Below are 25,419 nucleotides of genomic sequence, written 5' to 3'. Positions count from 1 at the left end.
CGAACTGACTGTTTCGGACAGTCGCCACCGCCGTTTCGAAGCCGGCCCGGCCATGAACCTGCTCACTCCATGGAAACGGATCAGCACTAGAATCGGATGCCCTGAGCGGCAGCAAAGATCATCAGGACGAGTTGGCCGCGAACCGAGGAGGCGTACTTACAGGTGGCACTCCCTACCGGCGCACCGGGACAGGATCGGTTCGCGAAGTCCGGTTTCGCGCGTATCAACGATTACTGGCTCGACGGCAAGCACCACACCGTCGACGATCAGCGGCTGGCCGACGACGTCGCCGTGGTGGCACCACACATCCCGTATCTGGTGCGGTCGCAGCGAGCGATGCTCGGTCGCATCGTGCGTTACCTCGCCGACCGGGGTGTCAGGCAGTTTCTCGACCTCGGCTCAGGCATCCCGACCATGGGTCACGTACACGAGATCGCCCAAGGCGTCGATCCGGCCAGCCGCGTTGTGTACGTCGACATCGACCCGAAGCTCGGTGAACTCGGCCGCGAGATTCTCGCTGGCGACGAAGCGGCGGCGTACCTGACCGCCGACATCCGCGACCGCGAAGCGGTACTGGAGTCCGAGGAAGTCCGCAGGCTGCTGGACCTGGAGCAGCCGGTCGGTGTCCTGATGATCGAGACGTTGCTGCACTTCGCGGACTCCGAGCATCCGGGGGAGATCGTCGCCGGTTATGTTGACGCGATCGCTCCCGGCAGCTACGTGGCACTTTCGCACTGCAGTGAGAACGAGCAGTTGCTCAATGCCTACGCGATGTTCGAGCGAATGATGCTGGGAGCCCGCCCGGAGGTGAACCTACGTTCCACCGAGCAGTTGGCAAGTTACTTCCGGGGGCTGGAACTGGTCGAGCCGGGTATCGTCGCGATACCGCTGTGGCGTCCGGACTCCCCGGAGGACCTGGACCGCAACCCGGAAGAGGTGCAGATGCACGTCGGGTTGGGGTACAAGCACGGCTAGCCCGCCTCAGCGACCGCCGCCAACGGGACGATGACGATCAGCAGATCACCCACCATGGCGAGCGACATGGACCCCCTGCGCATTCGGACCGAACTGGGCACCACACCGCGTGAGACCGGACGCAGCAGCGTCAGCGTGCCGAACACGAAGATCCAGTGCGCCGCCGTCGCCGCTACTGCGGCGATCGGTCCGTAGCGCGACCACAGGCCCCACAGCAGCGCCACCATGCCCGCGCCCATGATCGCGTATGCCAGCAGGAGCGCCCGCACCGGTCCGTAGCGCACGTTGGGGGTTCGCATCCCAGTCGCCGAGTCGGACTCGATGTCGGGCGCCGACCACCAGATCAACCTGCCGCCCGCCAGCGCGCACATACCCAGCAACACCGGCCACAGGAACGGTTCGAAGTCGGGACGGACGGCGGAGTAGGAAAGCAGCGGCGGCAGCACGACGAGTGCGGCGCAGAACGCGAACGTACCCGCAAGCCCCCGGCGTTTGAGGTGCACCGGTTCGACGTTGTAGAGGACGTGCAGTGTCACCGCCGCCACGGCCGCCAGCGTGGCCGTCCAGCTGCCCGTCCACGCCGAGATCGCGACGGACAGTGCCAGTGCCGCCGCCATCTCCACGGCGGTCAAGCGCAACAGGCGGGCACGGCCGAACCGCTGCGCCGCACTCGCCAGGTAGCCGCGCTCCTGATGTTCGGCATCGGTGCGGATGTCCACCGCAGTGTTCAGCAGCAGGCCCGATGTGATCAGCAGTAGGTTCGCCAGCACGGCGAACCCGACGGGCCCGGTGAGCAGGCTCTCGGGTTCGCCGATCGCCAGGCAGGCGCCCCACACGGCGTAGCAGGCATAGTTCACCGGGAACGGGTACTCGAGCCGATGTACATCGGCGAGGTCACGCCAGACCGCCGAGGTGTTGGCTAGTCGTGGCACGCGGTCACCTCCATCCGCAACCGCTGCGCCGGGGCCATGGCGTGACCACGTGACCTCGGCACACCGTCGGTTGGGTCGACGCAGCGAAACGACCGTCTGCGTAGCAAGGCCGCGGCGATCATCCGGGCCTCCACCTGCCCGAGTTGGCTGCCGAGGCAATGCCGTGCCCCACCGCCGAACGGCAGGTACCGCTGCGGCTGTGGACGGCTTCCGAGGAATCGGCGAGGGTCGAACCGATGCGGGTCGGGGAAGTAGTCGGGTTGCCGGTGTGCCAGGTAGATGCTCGGCGACAGCACGGTCCCTGCCCGCAGCTCCCTGCCGAGCAGCTGGGTATCTCGCTGAAGCACCCGGTTGCCCGCCGAAGGCACCGGAGGGGTGATCCGTAACGCCTCCTGCACGGCGGCGTGCAACAGCGGAACTCGCTTCGCGTCGGCACCGTTGTCCGAAGTGGACTCCAACTCGGCAAGTATGTCCGCGCGGATGTCCGGGTTCCGGTCGATCCAGTAGATCGTCCATGCGGTGGCTGAGGCGGTCGTCTCGTGGCCCGCGAACAGTAGCGAGACGAGCTGGTCCCGAAGCTCGGCGTCGTCGATCGTCCCCAGCGGACCATCCGGCGCCAGCAGCAGTGACGCGAGTGTGGGTTGGGTGGTGGCTGCCGCCTCACGGGCTCGACGCAGCAACAATCCATCCAGCTTCGGGCCCGACGGAGGAAGTCCACCTCGGAACAAGCGGTTGGCAAGCATCCGGTACGGCGATGCCAGCGCCCTGTCGATCCAGCGGGAGAACTGGCGTAACAACGCTTCGTCACGGCTACCGAGCACGATGAGCGAAGCGACCTCGAGCGTCACGCGTCGAGTCCACTGAGGCAGTACGAAAACCGTGCCTGGCCGCAACCGGTCGATCGCGCGGTCGATCGTTTCGGAGATGAGGCCTTGGTAGTCCACAATCCGCCTGGCCCCCAGCGGTGGTCCGAGCAGCTTGCGATAGGCGGTGTAGCGCGGCCCGTCCATCCACAACAGCGATCGCGGTCCCAGCACCGGCCGCATCGAGCGGCTACCTGGGTGGGCGAGTGAGTTGTCGTTGCGGAAGATCCAGTCGATCGCCTCCGGGTGCCAGACAAGCAGCTTGGCCGGGTCGGACGCGAGCCGAACGAAGCCTTCCGGCGCGTCGGCATGTGAGTCGAGAAACGGCAACGTGCGAAGCGCGAGGCGCAGCTCGTTGCGGTTCATCACACCTCGATTCGGTTCTCGGCTGCCGTCAGCAGCGGCGCCACCCTGGTGTCGGTGTGGGCAAGGTACAGCGCGGCGAACACCTCGGTTTCCACGATGCGCGTCGGGGTGTAGAGGTCCTTGTCGTGCCACAGCGGGGGGTGCCGGTCCTCGCTCCGCGATTCCAGCAGGAAGGTCGCACCGCGAGCGGCGGCCGCGGCCACCGCGTCGTCGCCGGGCTCACCCGCACGCAACAGGGTACGCACGGCGTAGGCGGTCTCCTCCCTTGTGCTGCTCCAGTAGCCCCACGACCCGTCGTCGCGCTGGGTACGCAACACCCAGTCGACCGCCCTGCGGACCGCCTTGGCGCCCTCCGGCGTGCCGTACGCAGCGAGGGCCGTGGCGCAGCACACCGTGGCGTAGTAGGGGGAGGCGTGCCACTTGTCGTGCCAGTGCCCTTCCAGCTGCTGGGTGTCGGCCAGCCACCGGGTCACGCGCCACGCCGCCGCGCTGTAGCGGTCGACGTCCGCTGCCGTGCCCGCGGCGACCGAAGCGCCGAGCGCTTGCAGCACGTGCGCGTTGGTGCTGGTGGAAGGCGTGCGTTCCTCGGGGAAGCAGGCGAAGTGGTCGCCCGCGTCGTAGTTCCACAGGCACTCGGCCGAGCGCGGACTGCCGACCTTGGCCAGCGCGTACAGCGCGGTGGCGGTGTCGTCGGCATCAGCGGGAAGGCCGAGTCCGCCCGCCGCTCCCTCCGGGCCGAACGAGCTGTGCAGGCTCGCGACAAGAGGCTCGGGCGCGGTGAAGGAGACGCCCGCTTCGGCGAGTGTGGACAGTACCCATGACCGCTCGAACAGTGCGAGTGGCGCGGCGACGGGTACCCCGCCATCGGGTTCGGTCACCTGCCGCAGGTAGCCGACACAGGGATGGTTCTCGTCGCGCACGCCGTCGTCGCCGAGCCACGCCGCCGTCGCGGCGGGCGAACAGCCGACGATACGGCCGTCCACCGGGGTCACGAATGATGCGCCCCTCGCTGGCTCGCCGATGACCTCAAGCGAGTGCGAGAGCTTCTCGGGCAACCCGTGGCCCTGCGCCACGGCCGCACGAAGGGTCGCGAGCAGTTCACCATTGCTCCCGTGCGGAACGCGCAGCGGCGCCCGCCCGCGCCGCACAAGATGTGCGTTGATGTCCTCAACCAGCCCCGGTACCACGATCTCCACGGCGACGGTGTCGGGCAGTGATCCGTTGCGGGACAACCGATCCGCCAGCGCACGCACCGCGTGCTCGGCCGCGGGCCGCACTCGTGGGTCCGAGCCTGGCCGGTGCTGCTCGGCCAGCAGTGCTTCGGTGGCGCTCAACGTCGGGACGATGTGGTAGTCGCCCGGTCCACCCCAGCGGCCGTCATGCCGCTGCTGAGCCAGCAGGAAACTGACGCGCTGCTGGTGTCCGGCGAGAGCCGGGGTGAGCGAGACCAACCTGCCCGTCTCGTAGACGGAGGGTTCGAATCGTCCCGTGGGATCTACGAGCATTCGCGACAACGTCTCCGCTACCGTCTCCTTCGCGCTGTTCAGCCAGGAAACGCGCGTTTTCATGCGGCACTCCTCGACGGCATGCGGCTTTGAGTTGTCCGGGCCAGGCGTAGTCGGGCCGACACCGAAAGTAGCATCCTTACCCTGGCTGTCACACGGGCAGTGCACCGATTGGAGCAGTCCTCTCGCAGTCAGCGGTTGACCTGGAACTGGGTCGAGGTGCCGGTGAAGGAGCGAACACGCCCAAGTGCGTCACGCGCGTCCCCGTGGTAGCGGACGCGGTAGGTGCCCTTGGCGGATGCGGGCACGTCCCAGGTGACGGTGATCTCGGAGGTGGTGGGACCAGTGCGAGTGAAGCGGAAGATGGTGGACCAGTCGCCGTCGTCGGCCACCGTGCGCCAGCCCTGCCCCTCGCGCCGCTGCACCTCCAGGTAGGTGCCGCCGCGACGCAGGTCGTTGCTCGGGTGCGCTCCGCTGAAGGTGACCCTCACTCGCGAGCCCGGTGGGTAGCTCGGGGAAGGCTGGGTGAGCACGTCGCCGAAGGCCGTGCCAGGCATGGGGGTGTCGAGCAGCACGGGTGGTTGCGGTGAGAGTTGGTTTCGCGAGAGGTCGGCGGGAGGCTGCCCCGGTCGCAGTTCGCGGCCGTCGCGCAGCGCCGTGGCCAGTTCGGCTGCGGTCTGCCGCAACGCGGGTAGTTGCCAGCGCCCGAACAGCGTGCTCCCACCCTCGTAGTGCTGGGCGTCGTACTCCTGTGGCGTGGTGACGTAGTGGAAGTAGCCGTTGCTGTAGCCGGCCACCAGCACGTCGCGCACGTCCGCACCCACGATCCGCGCCACTGTGCGGCGCAGCCGCAGCCCCGCCGCGATCGTCACCTCGCCCGGTATCCCGATGAGGTACAGCCCGCCGATCCGGACCAGCTGCACCGGCACCCGCCGCGCCACCCACGGGTAGACCGCATTCATCGCACCGATCGGCACGACGACACCCTTGGGTGCCTGGCAGTCACGCAGTCGCGGCGACGCGGTGTAGAGCACAGAGCCGGACACCGTGTCCCACAGCGGGTTGCTGCCTTCGGCGAAGGTGGGAAACGCGGGCCCGTCCTCGGTGCTGCCCGCCGCCATCGCCGCTCCGACGGCGGGTTCACAGGTGCGGTGCGGCCTGCCGTCCCCAGTGAACTCCGGCAGAACCTCCACATCAGACATATCAATGTAGACAAGTCGGGAGTCGATACCGCCGGACATGCGCCTGCCTCGTGTGTTGAGCTGGCTCGCGGCGGCCTCGTACTGCCGCAGCCCGATCTCGCGCGTGGCGGCGAAGTCCTCCGGTGTCGTGGGCGGGCGCAGGTCCAGGTTCGGCGACATGTCGCCCGCGTTGGTCTGGGCGAACGCGGAGACGAAGCCGGGCTCACCCTCGCGGTAGTCGGCCCCCGCCACCTCGCGTTCCCAGTGGTAGGCCGCGTAACCCTTGTTGTCGGCACTGACCAGCCGGTTGTCGCCGGACATGCTGGTGTTGTGGGTGGCGAACCAGTTGATGGCGCCCACCGGCGTGCCCTCGCGTTCGACGCGCAGCAGGGAGGTCTGCGGGTCGATGGCGTCGGGGAAGAACGCGCGTTCGGCGGCGGGGTTGCGGTCGAATGCCTGCCTGGATCGGTTCACGCTCGCGGTGGTCAGTTCCGCGTGGCTGAGTGTGAGCGAACCGGGTGCCAGGTCTTGGTGTGCGCGCCTTACGGATTCGACGATGCCGTCAACGATGGCGTCGAAGGTCTTGCGGTGGAATCCGAGCGTGGTGAGGTTGTAGAGGAGGTGATGGGAGTAGCCGCCCGGCCCGGCGTGTGTGTGCGTGCCCGTGAGCAACACGTTCCGCTCGGTGTAGAGGTCGCCGTAGTACTCGGCCAGCCTGCGCAACACGGCCTGGTGCACGCTGGAGAAGATCATCGGTGAGTCCACGACGACGAGCAGTACCCGCTCGCCGCCGTGCGGCTCGGCAATGACGAACGACCGGGCACGCAGCCGGTTGTGAAGGCCCTCGGCCTGCTGGTCGAGGCGGCCGTAGCCCATCATGCCGACGTCCGCGACCTCACCGGTGGCGTCGGCGATCCCCCTGCCGACGAGGTAACGACCGTCGGGCGGCGGTGCCTGCCGAGCCTGCGCGGGTGCCTGCGCCGTCGCGAGCGTCACAAGCAGGGCCGCGAACAGCGCCCTGGCCCTCACGGGGCGAGCACGTCGGCGGGCACCGAGTAGCCGCGTACCCGCTGCGGGTGGTCGCCAACCGGGATACGCGCGATCTCCCTCGGGTTCTCGAAGGAGACGACCGAGATGTCGTCACTGTCGCTGTTGGACAGGAAGCAGTGCTTGCCGTCGGGTGAGGTCGCTGCCCAGTACGGCTTCTTGCCGGTGGGGACGATCCTGTCCACGGTGAGCGAGGGAACGGAGAGGATGGCGGCGTAGTCGGAGATCGTGCCCGCGTCGCAGATCTTGCTGTGGTCGCGATTCATCGTGAGTCCGTGATGTGCGGAGTCCAGCGGGTACTCGTCGCGGCGAAGCTGCTTGGCCTCTTCCGACAGCGGCAGGTGCACCGTGCGGGTGCGGCGCCGCTGTTGGAGGTCGTACTCGATGAACCCGTTGTGGAAGGAGAGCTGGGCGTACATCGTCCGCTGGTCGGGCATGATGACGAACGGCCGGATGCCGACTCCGAAGTCGATCACCTCACGCACCCGCAACGTCTCGGCGTCGGCGACGGTGAGCCAGCGCCTGCCCTTCGCAGCGTCGAGCAGCGGGTCGTCGGGCGCGACGACGTTGCCGATCGTGGCGTTGTAGATGGTCTTGCCGTCGGGGGAGTACTGGTTCTCGTGCGGGAAATCGCCGCTTTCGAACCGGCCGGTGATGGAACCTGTCGCGGTGTCGACGGCGTCGACCACGTTCGCGGTTGTCGCCGAGACCAGCAGGGTGCGTCCGTCAGGGGACAGCGCCATGTGGTCGGAGCGGTAACCGTCGACGCGGCGCACCCACAGTTGCTCGCCCGTGGCGACGTCGAACGCCGAGACGTCGCCAAGGCTCGGCCGCGACACGTACATGGTCCTGCCGTCGGGCGAGACCATGATGTCGTCGACAAGTTGGTCGTGTCCCTCTCCCGCTGTCCGCCGGATGACCAGCATGGCGATGAGTTGGTCCGGCGTCATCGACGCCTTGCGCTCCTCCAGGTCGCCGACGACGTCGATGCGCTGGTATTTGGTGAACGTGCGGGCGTCCACGAGATCCACGGTGCCATCCCAGTTGTTGCCGACGAACATCACGTCCCGGTTCGGCGAGGCCGCCGCCGAAGGGGCGAGGGTGACGATCAGCAGGATCGCCGTGGCGAGGGAGCCCAACCGCTTCCGCATGGAACACAAACCTACCGGAAAGTAGGTTTCATTTGGTAACGGTGTTGTGACTACACTCCCCAGTCAGGGCGCAGCGGTATGGCCGCCTGACCGTCGTCCGCCACCTTCACTCCGAGCACCTGCTGCAACTCCAGCTTGTGCCGCTCGAACGCCAGCCGGGACGCCGCCATGTAGAGCGCCCACACCCTGGCCCTGCGCACACCGGCCTCCTGCGCCGCCTCGGTCCAGCTCAGGTCGAGGTTGGCACACCAGGCGGCCAGCGTCCTGGCGTAGTGCTCGCGCAGGTTCTCGGAGTGGCGAACCTCGAAGCCGTTGTCCTGCATGGCGGAGATGATCGTGCCAACGCCCTCCAGTTCACCGTCGGGAAAGACGTAGCGGTCGATGAAAGGACCAGTGTGGTTCGGGTCGCTGTTGGTCGGCCGGGTGATGCAGTGGTTGAGCAGCCTGCCCCGCTCGTTGAGCCTGGAGCCGAGGAAGCGGAAGTACGCGGGCAGGTTGCGGGCGCCGATGTGCTCGGTCAGCCCGATCGACGACACCGCATCGAACCCGGTCTCCGGTACGTCCCGGTAGTCCAGGTGCCGCACCTCGGCCCGGTCGGCCAGTCCCCTCGCGACGATCTCCTTCTGACCCCACTGGGCCTGCTCCCGAGACAGGGTCACGCCGAGCGCGCGCACGCCGTAGTGCTCGGCGGCGTGCGCCACCATGCCGCCCCAACCGCAGCCCACGTCGAGCAGCCGCATCCCCGGTTTCAGTCCCAGCTTGCGGCATACGAGGTCGAACTTGTGAAACTGCGCCTCCTCCAGGGAGGAGTCCTCAGCTGGGTAGCACGCGCACGTGTACGCCATCGACGGTCCCAGCACCAACTCGTAGAACCGGTTCGAGACGTCGTAGTGCTGCGAGATCGCGGCGCTGTCGCGGTGCTTGGAGTGGCGCAGACCTCGGATGCCGCGCAGTACCCGGCCTGGCGCCTCCTCAGGAGGGACCGGAACGCGCCGCAGGTGCCCGAGACCGACCTGTCGCAGCAACCACAGCCGGTCAGCCACGCTCAGCCCGTCCACCACCGAAGTCATCGTGCGCAGCAGCTGGTAAAGGTCGCCGGTGACGTCGAGATGGCCGGTAACGTACGCACGAGCGAGGCCGAGTTCCCCTGGTGCGGAGAGGATGTAGCTCAGCGCGGTGGGGGTGCGCACCTCCATCCGCACGGGTGCGTCTTCGGCGCCCGCGAAGCTCCCGTCGTACCCCACGATGGCCACGGGCGCCTCGGAACCGAGGAACCTGCCGAAGAGCGTGCCCAGATCCGTACCGCTGCGCGCCGTGGAACCGCGCGCGCCGAGGCTTGCCTTGCTCATGTGCATCACCTTCCGCTCCTGCCCGCGCAACGGGCCTTCGTGGCAGGCTGTGCTACCGAGGTGTCAGTCGTGCTGCCTGCTCACCTGGTTTCCCCATCGCCACGGTGCTCATTGCGGTCATCTCGCCTTGACACATTTGTCGTAGAGGTCCAGCAACTTCCGTTGTGGGTCGTAGCGCTGCTTCAGCGATCGGTAGGCGGTGCCGTTGTAGAGACGCCAGAACTCCTCGGGGTCGTAGAAGCTCTCCGAGTACAACGACTTGCGTCCGCCCAGTTCGGTGACGGTGCGTTCGATCAGCCGGTTGTGCCCCGCCACGTCCTGCCCAGGCTTGGCGGGCACGGTGGCCCAGAAGCCGAAGTTCACGTAGAGGGTGTCGGGGTCGAGCTCGTACAGCGGCCAGCGGCGCCTGTCGCGCTGCTTGACCGGGCAGATCCACACCGGACTGATGGGGATCTCCCGGTGGAAGAAGTCGAGGAACTTGGCTGCCCTTTCGACGGGCACCTCGATGTCCTGCACCACGGCCTCAGGTGGGGGTTTGCCAAGTGCCCGGTTCAGTCTGGCGGTCAACCGATGCCGACGTTCGAAGGCGATGATCTTCCAGTAGGTGTCCGAGCGCAGCAGCTTAGGGCCCGCGAGCAGTCGCACGAGCCGGTTCTGCACGCCGAGCGCGCGAGAGCACCAGAACCAGTCGGTGTCCCAGCGCCACAGGTAGTCGCGCGTGTGCAGGTGATCGGTCGTGCGCTGCCTGATCGACTTGTAGTAGATGTCCAGCCAGGTGTAGTCGCTGGTGCCGGGTACCTCATCGGTGAAGGTGCCCAGCGTGAGGTACTGCTCCCGCGGGCCGAACACCGTGCCGTCCACGAAGTCGGCCTCGCCGAGGGAGCACACGCGTTCCAGTTCGGCGAAGTACTCGCCCGCGTCGGTGTATCGCAGGTGGCGAAGCTGCACGTAGGGTCGCACCGGCTCCAGCTCGATCCGAAGCCGCAGCGCATAGCCGAGCGTGCCGTAGGAGTTTGGGAAGCCGAAGAACAGGTCACTGTGCTCGTTGTCGGGCCTGGCGACCACGATCTCGCCCGCGCCGGTGAGGATCTCCAGTTCCAGTACCGACTCGTGTGGCATGCCGTTGCGAAACGACGACGACTCGATGCCGAGCCCGGTGACGGCCCCGCCGAGCGTGATGGTCTTCAGCTGCGGCACCACAAGTGGCATCAACCCGTGCGGCAGTGTGGCGTCCACCAACTGCTCGTAGGTGACCATGCCCTCCACGTCCGCGGTGCGGGTGTGCGCGTCGACCTCGAGCACATGCCGGAAGCCGGAGACGTCGAGCCCGTCGGTGGCCGTGCCGCGCGGGCGGAACAGGTTCGACGTCCGCTTGGCCAGGCGTACCGGTGCTCCCTCGGGCAGGGCAGCGAGCTGGGCGCGTAAGGCCGCCACGCGTGCCTGGTGTCCGGTGGCCGCAGGCGTTCGGTCGCCGACGCCCGGTTCGTTCAGCGCCATACCACACATGATCGCCCCAGGTGGCGGCTACTGCCAGGCACTTTCGGTCCCTTTCACCCAGAGCCGTTGTCCCCTTGCCGCTGGGCGAGGTCCTGCTTGAGCTGGGCGATCTCCTGTCTTGCCTGGTCCAGTTCCGTCTCCAGGCTCAGGATGCGCTGCGCGGAGGCGAGCGTGTGGCCCTCGTCGAACAACTCGCGCAGCCTGCCCGCGAGGCCGAGCTGGTGTCGCGAGTAGCGGCGGTGGCCACCGCTCGAGCGCTGGGGTGAGACGACTCCGGCGTTGTCGAGACTGCGCAGGAACGGTTGTTCCACGCCGAGCAGCTCGGCGGCCTGCCCCGTGCTGAAGGCGGGGTAATGCTCGTCGTCGAGCTTCCGCAGGTTCATCGCGGCACACTCCCACCAGAAGAGGTCGACACCATCAATGATAGTTTAGCTAGCGCGGCCGATTGACCCAATATGCAGTGACCGATATAAGAATCATTGGCTCGTTCGCGAGTTTAGTCGAAGTGATCGATAGAGGTGGGTGACTGTAGCCGTGGTTCTCGCGAATCTGAAGGGACAGTGCACGTCCGATCGCCACGCGAAGACCGTTCCCGTGGCGAGCGCGGTCGCGGACGCCGAGCACAGCGTGGAGCGAATCCGCCTCGCGCTCGAGGCCGATGAGGCCGATGAGGCCGATGTGTGCGCCGTCCGCGCTGCGGCCGGCGGCACGGCTCGACTCATCCGCCTGCTGGCCACCATCACCGATCGGCTCGCCGAGCGCGCGGCCACGAGCGTCGACGACTCGCGGGTGGCCGACGATCTGGTGGCCGACCTCAAAGCCCTGCGCAACTGTCTGGCCGTCGGCGCAGCGCTCGTCGAACCAACGGTGGACGACCTGCGCGACTGGACCGATTCCTTCGACGTGGACAGGGAGTTCGCGGCATGTTGGCAGGAATGGGCGGCGGTGTCCGCCGCGACTAGCGAGCGGTGAACACACGCTGACCCGGGGTCAGCACGCCTGCCGGATCGTAGACGTGCTTGGCGACCTCCAGGGTCTGCCAGTCGTCGCCGAAGTGGTCCCGCCAGTCCTTGGTCGTCATCGGCAGGGTGCTCGCGGGGTAGAGGGTGCCGCCGAGCACCTTCACACGCTCGTAGAGGGCAGTGTTCAGCTCGATCATCCGCCAGGCCCCGCTCGGGTCGTAGGCGGCGCCGGTACGCAGGATCGCGAACAACCACACCAGGTCCGTGGCAGGCACCCGCAGCAACGGTGTCGCGAGCCGGTCCCGGCGCACCGGGTACAGCAGGATCAACCCGGTGTCGCCGAGATCGGCACCCGCGGTCTCCGCGAGCGTGTCCGCCACCACCGATTCGACCTCGTCGTCCGGCAGGAACAGGTTCAGCCACGGGTGTGGGCGAAACCAGTCGCCTTCGGCCCGTAGTCGTTCCTCGCCCTCGGCCATCCGGTCGAGGAACGCGTGATAGGTGAGGTCTTGAGACTCTGCGGTTTCGCGATCGAACGAAAGCTCGCCGAGCAGTTCGTCCTCGTCGGGCCGGTCGGGCAGTGAGAAGTAGGTGGCTGCCTCCAGCAGGTAGCGCCACCGGCCTGGCTCGGAGTCGGCGACCGGCTGGCCCTGCACGTGGTCGAAGCGCCCGTCGCGCACCACCGCGCGCTGGTCCTCCAGGAAGGCGTCCAGTTCGTCGTAGTACAACGTCCAGCGCCGCACCCGCTGTTTCGCGGGCCGCAGCCGGATGGTGGCGCGCGTGACGATCCCACACTGCCCGAGCCCCGCACGGACGGCGTCGAAAAGCTCGCTCTCCACCTCGGGTGAGCAGCGGACGAGTTCCCCGGTCCCGGTAACGACTTCCAGTGCAGTGACGATGTCGGTCTGCGTGCCGTGGTGGTGGCTCGCTCCACCGATACCGCCTACGGCGAGCGTGCCGCCGACGGTGAGGTCGAGGTAGTCGGTGAGCACCGCGGGAGTGAGTCCTCTCGGGAGCGTTGCCGCCAACACCTGCCGCCAGCACGCGCCCGCGTCCATCGTGATCTCGTTGCCGTTGCCCGCATGCACCCTGGACAGGCCAGTCATGTCGAGTACGATCCCGCCCTCGGCCTGGCTTTGCCCGAAGGGGGAGTGGCCCGCTCCGCGTGCCGCGACGGGGATCGCTCGTTGCGAGGCGTAAGCGACGATGCTCGCCACGTCCGCGGCGTGTGCTGGGCGGGCGACAGCTAGCGGCCGCGCCTGTACCAGATGCCCCCAGTCCTGCGCGGCGTGAGCGACACTCGCGTCGTCGGTGGCAACCTCTCCTTCGATGGCAGGAAGTTCGGCGAGCTGGAACGGTTGCGCCATTCGGGGCACTCTAGCGTGGGTCACCACGTGGCTCGCAGGCCCCGCAACAGGGCGTGCACGGCCGGGGCGGGGTGGAATGCGGTACCTGGATTGGTGCACTCATGCAGCAGCAGTCCATCCACCAGCGCCATCAGGCTCCAGAAGTCGGCTTGCGGTGTCGGCGAGCCCAGCCGGGCGAGCCATCGAGAGCCTTGTTCGCCGATCTCGCGGCGAAGCACGCCGATCTGCCGGCTCAGTTCTTCGTGAAAGGTGGCCTCCGCGAAGATCGCCTGCCTTGCCATGGTCACCACCCTCGCTGAACGCGCGAGTTCGACCGTGAACCCGGCGACCGCCTCGGCGAAGACATCCGGGTCGATGTCGTCGGTGTCGCCCAGCCGTACGGCGAACTGGCCCCACGCCGCGATGTCCAGCTCGCTCAGCCTGCGCAGCACTCCCGACAGCAGCGCCTGCCTGGTGCGGAAGTAGTTCGACGTGGACCCGGCGGCCAGGCCTGCCTCGGCGTCGACCGCACGATGAGTGAGCTGGCGAGTCCCCCGCGTACCGAGCACCTGGATGGCGGCGTCGAGCACCTGCTGCCTCCGTGCTGTCATGGCCGCCACACTACATCAGTAGTGCAGTTCACTACATTCGTAGTAGCATGAGCTCCATGCGAGCGTTCATAGTTGGTGGGGGAATCGGCGGGCTTGCCGCCGCGATCGGTCTGACCCGGGCCGGCTGGCAGGTCACGGTGCACGAGCGCGCTGCCGACCTCGCCCGCTCCGGCACCGGTCTCGGTATCTGGCCGGAGGCCGTGGCCGCGCTCGATCGGCTCGGCATCGGTGACGAACTGCGAAAGCGCGCAAAGCGGCAACCGCCGGGGTCACTGCGCAGGCCGGACGGCCGCGTGATCGCCACGGTCGACACCAAGCGGCTGGAACGCCGTGCGGGCGAGCCTCCGTACGTGATAGCCCGCGCCGAGTTGCTGGACCTGCTGTACGGCGCGCTCGCGGAAGGCACCGTACGGTTCGGTACGGAGGTCACCCCAGGCGCATGGCATGGTTTCGACCTTGTCGTCGGCGCCGACGGAGCGGGCAGCCGGGTTCGGGAGGCGCTGTTCGGCGCCGAGCACAGGCTGCGCGACACCGGATTCACTGCCTGGCGGGGAGTCGTGCCGCTCGACGTCGAGCGCGGCGCGGAGACCTGGGGCATCGGCGAGAAATTCGGTTACCTGCCGCTGGGCGACGGGCGTACCAACTTCTACGCCGTGCTGCCCACCCCGGCGCGCCCGCGCCCGATGGAGGACGAACTTGCCACGCTGCGGAGCCGCTTCGGCCACTGGCACGACCCGATCCCGCGCGTGCTGGACCGCATCGAACCAGACGCACTGCTGCGGCACGGCCTGCACTACCTGCATCCGCCGCTACCCAGCTACGTGTCGGGCAATGTCGCCCTGCTCGGCGACGCGGCACACGCGATGACACCTGATCTCGGGCAGGGCGCCTGCCAGTCACTGATCGACGGGCTCATCCTCGGCGAGTCCCTCGCCGGGACAACCGATGTGCACAGTGGACTGCGTGCCTACGACCGCGCCAGGCGACGCCCGAGCCAGCGCATCGCGGCGGCCGCACGGCAGTTGGGCAGGATCAGCGTGGCCTCGCGAGCCCTGGTGTTGCGCGATGCCGCCGTACGGCTGGCCGTCGCCTTCGATTCGGTGCGATCGCGAGGAACTTGACCGATCGCTTGACCGATTTTCAGCCGTTCAGGGTGGTCCGTGGCTGTGTTTCTCGTCTCTACTGTGGGGGTATCTCAAGATCATCCAGCGTGGAGAGGAGCCAGCGATGTTGGACACCGAGGCCGAACCGGTGCAGTCTTCGGCAAGACAGGCAAGACAGGCAAGACAGGCAAGACAACTGAAGCATGCGGGAGCCCACGGGGCGGCGAGTGAGTCGAGGACTCCCACGCGCTTTCCCGCACCGATGGACGAGGACGACGAGCTGGAGCCGACGATCGTGCGGGGGCGCGAGTGACGCCGCGCGGTTGCTCTCGCCGGTAGTCGACACCGGGACGCTCCCGGTACCGTGCCGGGGACCGTGCCACCTCACCCAGGAGCGTCCATGAACGCCGACCCAGCGGCCGCGCGCCGCCATCTTCAGCAGGCCGAGCTGGAGGCGGGGCAGGCCCCGGACGTCGCGCCCCGTCCCGTCGAGCGGATCGGCGTGGTCGGCGCAGGCACGATGGGCGCGGGCATCGCCGCTGTCTTCCTGGCGGCCGGGTTCGACGTGACCCTGGTCGAGCGGTCACAGGAGGCACTCGAACGCGGGCTGGCCAGGATCACCGACATCCAGGACAGGGCGGTCGGCAAGGGCAGGATCGATCGTGCCGAGGCCGACCGCAGGCTGGCGGCGCTCACCTCGGCCACCGACCAGTCGGTGCTGCGAGATCGCGATCTCGTGCTCGAGGCCGTCTTCGAGGACATGGCCGTCAAACAGGAACTCCTCGCGCGGCTCGGGGAACTCGTCAAGCCGGGCGCCATACTTGCGTCCAACACCTCCTACCTGAACCTTGACGAGCTGGCACGAGCCAGTGGACGAGACGCTGACGTGGTCGGCCTGCACTTCTTCAGCCCGGCGCATGTCATGCGACTGCTTGAGGTGGTGCGTGGCGAAGCGACCGCGCCAGACACTCTCGCCACCGCGGTCGACCTGGCACGCAGGTGTGGGAAGTTGCCGGTGATCGCGCGCGTCTGCGACGGCTTCATCGGCAACCGCATCTACAACGCCTATCGCACGCAGTGCGAATTCATGGTGGAAGAGGGCGCGCTACCGGAACAGGTCGACGCCGCGCTGCGGGAGTTCGGCTTCGCCATGGGCCCCTTCGCCGTGTGGGACATGTCCGGTCTGGACATCGCGCTGGCCAACCGCGAGCGGCTGGCGCCGACCCGAGACCCCCGGGAGCGGGTGCCCGAGGTGTTGCAGCGGTTGTGCGCCGCCGGGCGGCTCGGCCGCAAGACCGGCGCGGGTTGGTACCGCTACCCCGAGGGGCAGCGTCACGGCGAACCCGACCCCGAGGTGCACGGGACCATCAGGCAGGTGTCCCGAGAACTCGGCCTGGTCAGGCGCTCGTTCACCGACGAGCAGATCGTCAGGCGCGCGCTCGGCACGATCGTCAACGAGGCGAAGCTGATCCTGGCCGAAGGCATCGCCGAGCGGGCCTCGGACATCGATCTCGTGCTCGTCAACGGGTACGGCTTCCCACCGGATCTAGGTGGGCCGCTGTACTGGGCACGCGATCACGAGGCCGAGGTGCGGGCCGGTATCGCGGATGCCGAGCGCGCCACCGGCTTCGGGTTCCGCCGGGCTGCCTGAACCCGCACCAACGCAGCACTCGCCGACACGAACGCAGCACTCGCTGGCATGAATGCGGAACTCGCGGGCCGGAATGGGGGACTCGCGGGCGTGAGCGGGGGACTCGCGGCTCAGCGCTGCTCGCGTTCGTCGATCGGAGGCACGGCCGGATCGTCGTCGGCCGGTGGTTCTGGGTCGCGCCATTCCTCTGCCCGACTCGGGCGGTTGCCCTTGAGCATGCCCTGAAGCTCCGACTTGAGCTGGTCGTCCTCGCGGGGACCGTGCTGGTCGCTTTCGCGCTGCTGCATGAGAGAGCCTCCTTTCGGGTGGCTCTGCGTGACCTACCCGGTGATCTACCCCGGCGTTATGGCCGCGAAACGCGGGGTTTGCGCTCGCGCCATTGGGTATCCGACGGGTGATCCGACCGCAACCGGCACAGGAGACCGCATGAGCGCGCAGCCACCGGAGCGCGACCCTGCGAGCAGTTCAGCAGCGCGACCGCGCGGCTCGAGGGAGCTGCCGGTGGCATGGCCGTTGGCGATCGGGGTGGTCGTCGTGCTGGTCGCCGGATTCCTCATGGCCTACGCGGTGATCTACCTCAGTGGCGGGTAGCCGCGGCAACGCAGGAGTTTCAGGAGCTATTTGTGACAACACGGATACTGATCGCGGGCGGCGGCTACGTCGGTCTGTACACCGCGCTGCGGTTGCAGCGGCGGCTGCGGCGAGGCGAGGCCGAGGTCACGGTCGTCAACCCGGAGAACTACATGGTGTACCGGCCGCTGCTGCCTGAGGTGGCGTCCGGGACGCTTGAACCCCGCCACGCCGTAGTGCCGTTGCGGGCCGTGCTGCGCGGCAGCCGGTTCATCGCGGGCAGGCTCACAGGCATCGACACCGAACGTAAGGTCGCTTCCGTCGCGCCGACGGCGGGTCCGTGGCTGGAGCTGGACTACGACGAACTGGTGATCGGGCTCGGGGCCACCTCCAAGCTGGCACCGGTTCCCGGGCTCGCGGAGACCGGGATCGGGTTCAACTCCCTCGCCGAGGCGGCCCACCTGCGCGACCACGTGCTGCGGCAGCTGGAAATCGCCTCCGCGACCACCGACACGGAACTGCGCAAGCGGGCGTTGACCTTCGTGTTCGTCGGCGGTGGCTATACCGGTGTCGAGGCGATCGCGGAGTTGCAGGACATGGCGATCGATGTCCTTGCGGGCTATCCCGAGCTGGACGCGGGCGAGATGCGCTGGGTGCTGGTCGAGGCGATGGATCGCATCCTCACGACGGTAAGTCGCGAACTCGCCGACCGGGCGATGACCGAGCTGACCGGGCGCGGTATCGACATCAGGCTCGGCACCCAGCTCGAGTCGGTCGAGGAGGGCGAGCTGAGGCTTTCCGACGGCTCGAAGTTCTTCGCCGACACGCTGGTGTGGGTCGCGGGCACCCGCCCGCAGACCGTCGTCGGCGAACTGGGCCTGCCTGTGGACGGCAGGGGCAGGCTCGTGGTCGATCAGGCCATGCGAGTGGAGGGGCACCCCGGCATCTGGGCCGCGGGCGACTGCGCGGGGGTGCCGGACCCCGAGACCGGCAGGGTCTCGCCGCCGACCGCGCAACACGCCGTGCGCCAGGCGGAGCAGCTGGGCGACAACCTGGTCGCCACCCTGCGAGGTGAGTGGCCGCGGCCGTTCCGGTACCGAAGCCGGGGCGAGTTCGTCACCCTCGGCAAGAACAAGGCCGTGGGGGAGGCGTTCGGCCGGGAGTTCGACGGCGCGCTCGCCTGGACATTGCGGCGTGGCTACTACGCCACCCAGATCCCGACCTGGAACCGGACCATCCGAGTGCTCGGCGACTGGCTGGTCGGGATGCCGTTCGGCCACGACGTCGTCAACTTCGGTTCGCGTGAGGAGCCGCGCGGGGCGTTCGAGGAGGCCGCGGGTAGGTCCAGAGTGGGCTGATCCGGCCGCCACGCGGCTGCGACGGGGGTACGCTCGGCATCGACTGTGCGGGGGCAGCGGGTGCGGCGCTGCGCTGGTTCTACAGAACCTTGACGTTTGTTGGTTCGTGCGTAGAAAATCAACGGGTGACCGCCATCGACGTCGACACCGACCGACCCGCCGTCTCGTTCGACCGGCACCCAGACACCTACCGCCACTGGCGGCTGCGGGTCGAGGAGCCGGTGGCGTGGCTGGAGTTGGACGTGGACCCCGAGGGCGGGCTGGTGCCCGGCTACGAACTGAAGCTCAACTCCTACGACCTCGGCGTGGACATCGAACTGTACGACGCAACGCAGCGGCTGCGGTTCGAGCACCCCGGCGTGCGCACCGTCGTGGTCACCAGCGGCAAGGACGGCGTCTTCTGCGCGGGAGCGAACATCCGCATGCTCGCGGCGTCCTCGCACGAGTGGAAGGTGAACTTCTGCAAGTTCACCAACGAGACCCGCAACGCGATGGAAGACGCCTCCCGACACTCGGGGCAGACCTACCTGGCGGCGGTCAACGGGTCCTGCGCGGGCGGCGGTTACGAACTCGCACTCGCCTGCGAGCACATCGTGCTGGTCGACGACAACTCCTCGACCGTGGCGTTACCGGAGGTTCCGCTGCTGGGGGTGCTGCCCGGCACCGGCGGGTTGACCCGCGTGGTCGACAAGCGCAGGGTTCGCAAGGACCGCGCCGACGTGTTCGCCACCCGCAGCGACGGGCTCAAAGGTGCCGTGGCCGCACGTTGGGGGCTGGTGGACGAACTTGCCTCGCGCCGTGACTTCGCCGAGACGGTGCGCCGCCGCGCGCTGCGACTCGCCGAGCACGGCGACCGGCCCGGCGAGCCAACCGGGATAGAGCTGACGCCACTGGAACGGGTCGAAACCGCCGATGGCCTCGAGTACCGGAATCTCAGCGTGCGCTACGACCGCGCCGCGAGCACCGTCGAGATCGTCGTGCGCGGCCCGAGGGACGACGCTGCTTCGGACGCCGAGGAAGTGCACAGGCGGGGCGCCGCGTTCTGGCCGCTCGCGGTGACCCGCGAGCTGGATGACGCGATTCTGCGACTGCGCACCAACGAACCGGAACTCGGCACCTGGCTGCTGCGCACGGAAGGCGATCCCGACCGCGTCGTCGCGCACGAGTCGATACTGCTGGAGCATGCGGCAACCGACTGGCTCTGTCGCGAGATCGTCCACTACCACAAGCGGGTGCTCAAGCGGCTCGACGTGACCAGCCGCAGTCTCTTCGCGCTGATCGAGCAGGGTAGCTGCTTCGCCGGGATGCTGCTCGAACTGGCGCTCGCCTGCGACCGGCAGTACATCTTGGACGGTCCGCCCATCGAGGACGAGGAAAGCGACGAGCGCGCCGCGATCCGGTTGACCGCCGCCAACTTCGGAACCTTCCCGATGGGCAACGAGTTGTCACGGCTGCAGTCCCGGTTCTACGGCGAGGCCGAACATGTCGACTGGCTGCGCCGCGAGGCCGGCCGAGACCTCTCACCGGCAGAGGCCATGGAGTTGGGGCTGGTCACCGACGCCCCTGACGACATCGACTGGGAGGACGAGATCCGCCTGGTGATCGAGGGCAGGCGCTCGCTCTCGCCGGACGCGCTCACCGGGATGGAGGCAAACCACCGCTTCGTCGGCCCGGAGACGATCGAGACGAAGATCTTCGGCCGACTGTCGGCATGGCAGAACTGGATCTTCAACCGCCCCAACGCGTCCGGGCCCCATGGCGCGCTACGCCGCTACGGCACGGGACAGCAAGCGGTCTTCGACAGGAAGCGAGTGTAGGGACGATGCCGACCAGGATCGACTACGACGCCAAGATCCCCAACAACGTGGACCTGTCGTCCAACCGGCGGCTGCAGCGGGCGCTGGAAGGCTGGCAGCCCAAGTTCATGAACTGGTGGGCCGAGATGGGGCCCACGCTGGAAACCCACGGTGTGTACCTGCGCACGGCGGTGAGCGTCGGCCGCGAAGGCTGGGCGCACTTCGACCACGTGATACCGCAGGACTACCGCTGGGGCATCTTCCTAGCCGAACACGACCCCGACCGGCGCATCGCCTTCGGCCAGCACAAGGGCGAACCGGCCTGGCAGCAGGTGCCCGGTGAGTACCGCGCCGATTTGCAGCGGCTCATCGTCATCCAGGGCGACACCGAGCCCGCTTCCGTGGAGCAGCAGCGGCTGCTCGGGCTCACCGCGCCCAGCCTGTACGACCTGCGCAACCTGTTCCAGGTCAACGTCGAGGAAGGCAGGCACCTGTGGGCGATGGTGTACCTGCTGCATGCCTACTTCGGCAAGGAGGGCAGGGAGGAAGCGGAAGCTTTGCTGTACCGCAACTCCGGCAGCCCGGACAGCCCCCGCATCCTCGGGGCGTTCAACGAGGAGACCGCCGACTGGTTGGCCTTCTACATGTTCACCTACTTCACCGACCGCGACGGCAAGTACCAGCTCGGCACGCTCAAGGAGTCGGCCTTCGACCCGCTTTCGCGCACCTGCGAGTTCATGCTCAAGGAAGAGGCCCACCACATGTTCGTGGGTACCACCGGGGTCGATCGGGTCGTGACGCGGTCGGCGGAACTGATCCGCGAGCACGACACCCTTGACATCGCCGCACACGGCGGTATCCCGCTCGACATCATCCAGCGCTACATCAACTTCCACTACAGCGTCTCGCTGGACCTGTTCGGCAGCGAGACCTCCACGAACGCGGCGAACTACTACACGTCCGGACTCAAAGGACGCTGGCAGGAAACCCGCAGGAAGGACGACCACCAGCTCACCGACGACAGCGCCGCGCTGGAAAAACCCCGGCCCGACGGCACCTGGGGTACCGAGGAGATCCAGGCGATCCTGGCGCTCAACCTCGATCTGCGCGGCGAGTACATCGCCGACTGTCACACCGGTATCAAACGCTGGAACAAGATCCTCGCCGACAGCGGCATCGACTACACCTTCCGGCTGCCGCATCCCGGATTCAACCGGGCCGTCGGCATCAATTCCGGCTACCACATCACGCCCGACGGCACTATTGTCGACGAGCAGACCTGGCAGGACGGCAAGAAGAACTGGCTACCCACCAGCGAGGACCTGACCTTCGTGCGCTCGTTGATGAAACCCGTGTACGAACGCGGCAAGATCGCGAGCTGGGTCGCGCCTCCCAGTAACGGCATCAACGGCAAACCGTTCGACTACACCTACGTCTACCTGACCTGACCGACGCTGAGGTCGGCCACGACGCGGAGCAGCGGGAGATGAGCCACATGACCGAGTCGAGCCCCGCCACGAGCACGCCCCGCGCTACCTCGCCGGTGGCGAGCACCGCGGCCCCCGCAGGGTTCAACGCGGCCGAATACCTCGTCGACAGGCACGTCGCGGCGGGAGCGGGCGAGCGCACCGCGGTCGTTTCGGCCAGCCGCACGTTGAGCTATGCCGAACTCGCCGCCGAGGTCCGCCGAGTGGCGGCGGGGCTGCGCGCACTCGGGGTTCGCCCCGAAGAACGCGTGCTGATGTGCATGACCGACGAGGTGGAGCTGTTCAGCGCGATCCTGGGCGCCATGTACCTCGGCGCGGTAGCCGTGCCGTGCTCCACCATGCTGACCGGAGGCGAGCTGGGCAAGCTGGTCGCCGACTCCCGCGCCCGCGTGGTGCTCGGCTCCACCGAGTTCGCCGACGCCGTACGCACGGGCGTCGACGGTGCCCCGGACGTCGAGACGGTCGTGTTCACCGACGAATGGCAGCGGTTGCGCGGGGCGGGTGAGCTGGAGCGACCCTACCCGACCTGGGAGGATTCTCCCGCGCTGTGGCTGTACACCTCGGGAACCACGGGCATGCCGAAGGCGGCGATGCACCGGCACGCCGACATCCGGTTCGTCGCGCAGAACTACGGGCAGCGGGTACTCGGGATCACGGCCGCCGACCGGTGTCTTTCCGTCGCGAAGTTGTTCTTCGCCTACGGCATAGGCAATTCCATGTTCTTCCCGCTCTCGGTGGGCGCAACGGCATTGCTCGAACCGGCGAGGCCGACGCCGCAACTGGTGGCGGAGCGCGCGAGGACGGACGGGGCGACGTTGCTGTTCGGCACGCCGAGCTTCTGGGGTCCGCTGCTGGCCAGCGACGTCGCCGACGACACGTTCGGCTCGGTGCGGCAGGGGATCTCGGCGGGGGAGGCGTTGCCCGCGCGGATGCTGCACGGTATGCGCGACCGGTTCGGCATCGAGGTGCTCGACGGCATCGGCTCCACCGAGATGCTGCACATCTTCATCTCCAACCGGCCGGGCAGCGCCAGGCCCGCGTCGTCGGGAACGCCCGTGCCCGGCTACGAGGTGCAGATCCGTGACGAGCAGGGTGGTGTGATCGAGGAGGCGGACAGGGCGGGGGAGTTGTACGTGCGCGGCGACAGCGCCGCCATCGGCTACTGGTGTCGTGCGGCGACGTCGCGGCAGGTGTTCCTCGGCGAATGGACCCGCACCGGCGACACCTACGTGCGTAACGCCGACGGCACTTACTCCTGCCTAGGTCGGTTCAACGACATGATCAAGGCGGGCGGTATCTGGGTGACGCCGAGCGAGGTGGAGGACAGGCTGCTGGAGCACCCCGATGTCGCCGAGGCGGTGGTGGTCGGTGTTCCCGACTCCGACCAGCTGGACCGGCCGATCGCCTGTGTTGTCCCGATGCCTGGCAGGCACATCGACGGCGACGAGTTGATCCAGTGGTGTCGCGAAACGCTCGCCGCCTTCAAGCGCCCAAGGGCGGTGGTGGAGTTGACCGAACTTCCGAAGACAGCGACCGGCAAGATCCGGCGCAACGTGTTGCGCGCCATGGTCGCGCGGTCCGAGTTCACCGAGCCCACCGAACCCGCTGCCGTGACGTCGTGATCGACGGATACGAGGTCGTCGACGCGCACGTGCACGTCCCCGCGCTGGCGACGGTGAAGCCCTCCTGGCTGGACTGGGCAGACCGGTTCTCCGGCCCGCATCCGTGGCGGTCGGTGTACGACGAAGCGGGCAACCCGGTGCCGAGGCGGTTGGACGAGCTGTTCGAGCACGAGGGTGTCGACAGGGCGTTGCTGTTCTGCGAGTACAGCCCACGCGCGACCGGCATCCAGCCGATCGAGGACAACCTCCCGTTCGTCGAGTACAACCCCGCACGGTTTCGGCTCGTCGCCAACGTCAATCCGCACCTGCACTACCCGGTGGCCGCCGAGGTGCGCCGGCAGCTGGAGCTCGGGGCGGTCGCGCTGAAGCTGCACCCGGTGCACGCCGGTTTCTCCCCGGCCGACAAGGAGTTGTACCCCACGTACCAGTTGTGCGCCGAGCGCGGTACGCCGGTGATCCTGCACTCCGGCACCAGCAGCTTTCCCGGCGCACGTGCCAGGTACGGCAATCCGGAACTGCTCGTCGACGTCGTCGAGGACTTCCCGGAACTGCCTTTCGTCTTCGCGCACGGTGGGCGCGGGTGGTGGTACGACGTGGCGGCGTTTCTGGCGCTGAGCAAGGACAACGTGTGGCTCGACCTCGCGGGGCTACCGCCGAGGAAGCTGCCGGAGTACTACGCGCGCTTCGATCTCGCTCGGCTGGCTCGCAGGTTCGTGTTCGGCACAGACTGGCCTGGCGTGCCCGGCGCCGCCCGCAACGTGCGCGCGCTGGCAGAACTCGGGCTGGAACAGGATGTACTCGCGGACGTGCTGGCAGGAAACGCCGACAAGCTCTACTGACCGCGAGTCCCCCGCTCCTGACCGCGAGTTCCCCGCTCCTGACCGCGAGTTCCCCGCTCCTGACCGCGAGTTCCCCGCTCCTGCCCGCGAGTTCCCCGCTCCTGCCCGCGAGTTCCCCGCTCCTGACCGCGAGTTCCCCGCTCCTGCCCGCGAGTTCCGCACGCCGCTGTGCGTATCGCAGGCTTCACCCGGCACCGAGCCGGTCGAACCCGCCCGCTCAGGTCACCGGTCCCGGACCACCGAACGCAGAACTCGCGGGCGAGAACGCAGAACTCGCGGGCGAGAAGGGAGGACTCGCGGGGAGGGAGGCTAGGCGGCTTCCTCGCCTGCGAGCCGCTCCTCCCAACGCCGCTGGGCCGCAGGACGCCACTCGGCGTGCCTGCGGTGGAAAATCTCGGCTGCCTGGTTGCCGCTCCAGTCCGCGGGCAGCAGCTGCTCCGGCAACTGCGGGTCGAGGAACGGAAACCGGCGCCATTCGTGCACCAGCCGGGTCTGCGCGTGCAGCACGGCGTCGCCGCCTCTCGGGTCGAGCGAGGCGAACTCGGCGATGAACGCCTCGTAGCGCGCGCCGAGGTCACGCAGGTCCCACGCTCGCGCGACCATCGTGGCCTCGTCCCCGATCGCGCCGTAGGGACCTACGAACGACATCGCGTTTTCCAGTGCGAGCTCGGCCACGATGCCGACCGCTTCGGACTCCCTGTCGACATGCGGCGTTATCCACACGCCGGGGTCGGGTGAGCCGAAGCCCGCCCAGGTCAGCTTGGTCCGCAACCGGTGGCGCAGGTCGCGTTTGGGCTCGGGAACCGAGACCAGCACCAGCAGCCACTGCCCGTCCCAACTCCGCTCGCGGCTGCCGAAGTCGTAGATGCGCCTCGCGCCTTCGGTGAGCAGCTTGCGGCCCTGCGGTGTCAGCGACCAGCGCACCCTCCTGCCGACGCGCTCCGACTCCAGCCAGCCCTCCGCCGCGGTGCGTGCCAGTGCCTGCCTCGCCGACTTCTCCTCCACCTCGAACATCGCGAGCGCGTCGACCAACACCGATGTCCACACCGGACGACCGCGCGGGAGTACGAATTCGCCGAGCATTGTCATCAGCAGCGAGCGCGCGCTGGTGTGGCTCACCTCGCGGCGCCTGCTGACCACCGGCTTGCCGCGTCGTTGCCCGGCTGAGGTCACCATGTGTCACCACTCTCGTCTTCGATCGGGCTTCC

Annotated in this window: 23 protein-coding genes; 11 read left to right on the top strand and 12 right to left on the bottom strand. The window is 68.1% G+C overall.

All coding sequences use genetic code 11. The features are described 5' to 3' along the window. Positions 1–162: 162 nt before the first annotated feature. Positions 163–975 (top strand): SAM-dependent methyltransferase, encoded by an 813-nt coding sequence (locus FHU38_RS20360; protein WP_167173783.1) that lies wholly within the window; start codon positions 163–165, stop codon positions 973–975. Here FHU38_RS20360 and FHU38_RS20355 read toward each other — a convergent pair. The 8 genes from FHU38_RS20355 to FHU38_RS20320 form a co-directional block, all read right to left on the bottom strand. Beyond that, positions 972–1,907: a UbiA family prenyltransferase gene (locus tag FHU38_RS20355; protein WP_167173781.1), complete on the bottom strand. Its 936-nt coding sequence runs from the start codon at positions 1,905–1,907 to the stop codon at positions 972–974. The genes FHU38_RS20360 and FHU38_RS20355 overlap by 4 nt on opposite strands. Further along, entirely contained in the window at positions 1,895–3,136 is a 1,242-nt protein-coding gene (locus tag FHU38_RS20350; RefSeq protein WP_167173779.1) for a cytochrome P450, read from the bottom strand. The genes FHU38_RS20355 and FHU38_RS20350 overlap by 13 nt, the downstream gene beginning before the upstream one ends. Next, positions 3,136–4,704, bottom strand: a complete 1,569-nt coding sequence (locus tag FHU38_RS20345; RefSeq protein WP_167173777.1) for a prenyltransferase/squalene oxidase repeat-containing protein — start codon at positions 4,702–4,704, stop codon at positions 3,136–3,138. The genes FHU38_RS20350 and FHU38_RS20345 overlap by 1 nt, the downstream gene beginning before the upstream one ends. A 128-nt stretch (positions 4,705–4,832) precedes the next feature. Continuing rightward, on the bottom strand, positions 4,833–6,851 hold the full coding sequence (locus FHU38_RS20340; RefSeq protein ID WP_167173775.1) for a neutral/alkaline ceramidase: 2,019 nt from the start codon (positions 6,849–6,851) through the stop codon (positions 4,833–4,835). Further along, positions 6,848–8,020 (bottom strand): YncE family protein, encoded by a 1,173-nt coding sequence (locus FHU38_RS20335; RefSeq protein WP_167173773.1) that lies wholly within the window; start codon positions 8,018–8,020, stop codon positions 6,848–6,850. Before FHU38_RS20335 ends, FHU38_RS20340 begins: the two co-directional genes overlap by 4 nt. 50 nt (positions 8,021–8,070) lie before the next feature. Further along, complete coding sequence (locus FHU38_RS20330; RefSeq protein WP_167176350.1) at positions 8,071–9,375, bottom strand: SAM-dependent methyltransferase; 1,305 nt, start codon at positions 9,373–9,375, stop codon at positions 8,071–8,073. Positions 9,376–9,486: 111 nt separating this feature from the next. Further along, positions 9,487–10,875, bottom strand: coding sequence for an FAD-binding protein (locus FHU38_RS20325; protein WP_390623311.1), 1,389 nt, complete (start codon positions 10,873–10,875; stop codon positions 9,487–9,489). Between the two features lie 44 nt (positions 10,876–10,919). Beyond that, positions 10,920–11,249, bottom strand: coding sequence for a MerR family transcriptional regulator (locus tag FHU38_RS20320; RefSeq protein WP_167173768.1), 330 nt, complete (start codon positions 11,247–11,249; stop codon positions 10,920–10,922). Positions 11,250–11,388: 139 nt separating this feature from the next. Here FHU38_RS20320 and FHU38_RS20315 point away from each other — a divergent pair, with 139 nt between their 5' ends. Next, complete coding sequence (locus FHU38_RS20315; RefSeq protein WP_313886840.1) at positions 11,389–11,838, top strand: hypothetical protein; 450 nt, start codon at positions 11,389–11,391, stop codon at positions 11,836–11,838. Here FHU38_RS20315 and FHU38_RS20310 read toward each other — a convergent pair. Both FHU38_RS20310 and FHU38_RS20305 read right to left on the bottom strand, forming a co-directional pair. Beyond that, entirely contained in the window at positions 11,825–13,195 is a 1,371-nt protein-coding gene (locus FHU38_RS20310; protein WP_167173766.1) for an FAD-binding protein, read from the bottom strand. The two genes, FHU38_RS20315 and FHU38_RS20310, sit on opposite strands and share 14 nt — an antisense overlap. Before the next feature lie 20 nt (positions 13,196–13,215). Continuing rightward, complete coding sequence (locus tag FHU38_RS20305; protein ID WP_167173763.1) at positions 13,216–13,785, bottom strand: TetR/AcrR family transcriptional regulator; 570 nt, start codon at positions 13,783–13,785, stop codon at positions 13,216–13,218. 56 nt (positions 13,786–13,841) lie between these two features. Between FHU38_RS20305 and FHU38_RS20300 the strand changes: the two genes are divergently transcribed. The 3 genes from FHU38_RS20300 (at position 13,842) to FHU38_RS20290 (ending at position 16,539) form a co-directional block, all read left to right on the top strand. Next, entirely contained in the window at positions 13,842–14,906 is a 1,065-nt protein-coding gene (locus tag FHU38_RS20300; protein WP_167173761.1) for an FAD-dependent monooxygenase, read from the top strand. A 106-nt stretch (positions 14,907–15,012) separates the two neighbouring features. Further along, positions 15,013–15,201 (top strand): hypothetical protein, encoded by a 189-nt coding sequence (locus FHU38_RS20295; RefSeq protein ID WP_167173759.1) that lies wholly within the window; start codon positions 15,013–15,015, stop codon positions 15,199–15,201. Between the two features lie 87 nt (positions 15,202–15,288). After that, positions 15,289–16,539: a 3-hydroxyacyl-CoA dehydrogenase gene (locus FHU38_RS20290; RefSeq protein ID WP_167173756.1), complete on the top strand. Its 1,251-nt coding sequence runs from the start codon at positions 15,289–15,291 to the stop codon at positions 16,537–16,539. A 110-nt stretch (positions 16,540–16,649) separates the two neighbouring features. On the opposite strand, the gene FHU38_RS20285 is transcribed toward FHU38_RS20290, so the two are convergent. Continuing rightward, positions 16,650–16,826: a hypothetical protein gene (locus FHU38_RS20285; protein WP_167173754.1), complete on the bottom strand. Its 177-nt coding sequence runs from the start codon at positions 16,824–16,826 to the stop codon at positions 16,650–16,652. Positions 16,827–16,965: 139 nt separating this feature from the next. Between FHU38_RS20285 and FHU38_RS20280 the strand changes: the two genes are divergently transcribed. The 6 genes from FHU38_RS20280 to FHU38_RS20255 all read left to right on the top strand — a co-directional run bounded on the left by FHU38_RS20280 (position 16,966) and on the right by FHU38_RS20255 (position 24,211). Then, the gene (locus tag FHU38_RS20280; protein ID WP_167173752.1) at positions 16,966–17,130 is read left to right on the top strand and encodes a hypothetical protein; all 165 of its coding nucleotides are present in this window, start codon (positions 16,966–16,968) and stop codon (positions 17,128–17,130) included. Between the two features lie 32 nt (positions 17,131–17,162). Further along, on the top strand, positions 17,163–18,467 hold the full coding sequence (locus FHU38_RS20275) for an NAD(P)/FAD-dependent oxidoreductase (protein ID WP_167173750.1): 1,305 nt from the start codon (positions 17,163–17,165) through the stop codon (positions 18,465–18,467). Positions 18,468–18,592: 125 nt separating this feature from the next. After that, complete coding sequence (gene boxC / locus FHU38_RS20270; protein WP_313886839.1) at positions 18,593–20,284, top strand: 2,3-epoxybenzoyl-CoA dihydrolase; 1,692 nt, start codon at positions 18,593–18,595, stop codon at positions 20,282–20,284. 5 nt (positions 20,285–20,289) lie between these two features. After that, a complete protein-coding gene (boxB, locus tag FHU38_RS20265) occupies positions 20,290–21,711 on the top strand; it encodes a benzoyl-CoA 2,3-epoxidase subunit BoxB (RefSeq protein WP_167173748.1) in 1,422 nt (473 codons plus the stop codon). 47 nt (positions 21,712–21,758) lie between these two features. Further along, positions 21,759–23,372: a benzoate-CoA ligase family protein gene (locus FHU38_RS20260; RefSeq protein WP_167173746.1), complete on the top strand. Its 1,614-nt coding sequence runs from the start codon at positions 21,759–21,761 to the stop codon at positions 23,370–23,372. Continuing rightward, entirely contained in the window at positions 23,369–24,211 is an 843-nt protein-coding gene (locus FHU38_RS20255) for an amidohydrolase family protein (RefSeq protein WP_167173744.1), read from the top strand. Before FHU38_RS20260 ends, FHU38_RS20255 begins: the two co-directional genes overlap by 4 nt. A gap of 309 nt (positions 24,212–24,520) precedes the next feature. Here the strand turns inward: FHU38_RS20255 and FHU38_RS20250 are convergent, their stop codons facing one another. After that, a complete protein-coding gene (locus FHU38_RS20250) occupies positions 24,521–25,387 on the bottom strand; it encodes a PaaX family transcriptional regulator (protein WP_167173742.1) in 867 nt (288 codons plus the stop codon). Between the last annotated feature and the right edge of the window lie 32 nt (positions 25,388–25,419).

It is taken from the genome of Saccharomonospora amisosensis, assembly GCF_011761185.1.
In the GTDB taxonomy this organism is placed as follows: domain Bacteria; phylum Actinomycetota; class Actinomycetes; order Mycobacteriales; family Pseudonocardiaceae; genus Saccharomonospora_A; species Saccharomonospora_A amisosensis.
The sequence above is the reverse complement of the archived record's forward strand: the minus strand, read 5'-3'. Positions and strand labels throughout refer to the sequence as shown.

Coding starts and splice junctions, on each gene's coding strand:
- FHU38_RS20320 (WP_167173768.1), bottom strand. CDS start 11,249: ATGAACCTGCGGAAGCTCGACGACGAGCATTACCCCGCCTTCAGCACG.
- FHU38_RS20280 (WP_167173752.1), top strand. CDS start 16,966: ATGAGCGCGCAGCCACCGGAGCGCGACCCTGCGAGCAGTTCAGCAGCG.
- boxB (WP_167173748.1), top strand. CDS start 20,290: ATGCCGACCAGGATCGACTACGACGCCAAGATCCCCAACAACGTGGAC.
- FHU38_RS20335 (WP_167173773.1), bottom strand. CDS start 8,020: ATGCGGAAGCGGTTGGGCTCCCTCGCCACGGCGATCCTGCTGATCGTC.
- FHU38_RS20305 (WP_167173763.1), bottom strand. CDS start 13,785: ATGACAGCACGGAGGCAGCAGGTGCTCGACGCCGCCATCCAGGTGCTC.
- FHU38_RS20330 (WP_167176350.1), bottom strand. CDS start 9,375: ATGCACATGAGCAAGGCAAGCCTCGGCGCGCGCGGTTCCACGGCGCGC.
- FHU38_RS20295 (WP_167173759.1), top strand. CDS start 15,013: ATGTTGGACACCGAGGCCGAACCGGTGCAGTCTTCGGCAAGACAGGCA.
- FHU38_RS20300 (WP_167173761.1), top strand. CDS start 13,842: ATGCGAGCGTTCATAGTTGGTGGGGGAATCGGCGGGCTTGCCGCCGCG.
- FHU38_RS20350 (WP_167173779.1), bottom strand. CDS start 3,136: ATGAACCGCAACGAGCTGCGCCTCGCGCTTCGCACGTTGCCGTTTCTC.
- FHU38_RS20345 (WP_167173777.1), bottom strand. CDS start 4,704: ATGAAAACGCGCGTTTCCTGGCTGAACAGCGCGAAGGAGACGGTAGCG.
- FHU38_RS20325 (WP_390623311.1), bottom strand. CDS start 10,875: ATGTGTGGTATGGCGCTGAACGAACCGGGCGTCGGCGACCGAACGCCT.
- FHU38_RS20290 (WP_167173756.1), top strand. CDS start 15,289: ATGAACGCCGACCCAGCGGCCGCGCGCCGCCATCTTCAGCAGGCCGAG.
- FHU38_RS20250 (WP_167173742.1), bottom strand. CDS start 25,387: ATGGTGACCTCAGCCGGGCAACGACGCGGCAAGCCGGTGGTCAGCAGG.
- FHU38_RS20285 (WP_167173754.1), bottom strand. CDS start 16,826: ATGCAGCAGCGCGAAAGCGACCAGCACGGTCCCCGCGAGGACGACCAG.
- FHU38_RS20260 (WP_167173746.1), top strand. CDS start 21,759: ATGACCGAGTCGAGCCCCGCCACGAGCACGCCCCGCGCTACCTCGCCG.
- FHU38_RS20310 (WP_167173766.1), bottom strand. CDS start 13,195: ATGGCGCAACCGTTCCAGCTCGCCGAACTTCCTGCCATCGAAGGAGAG.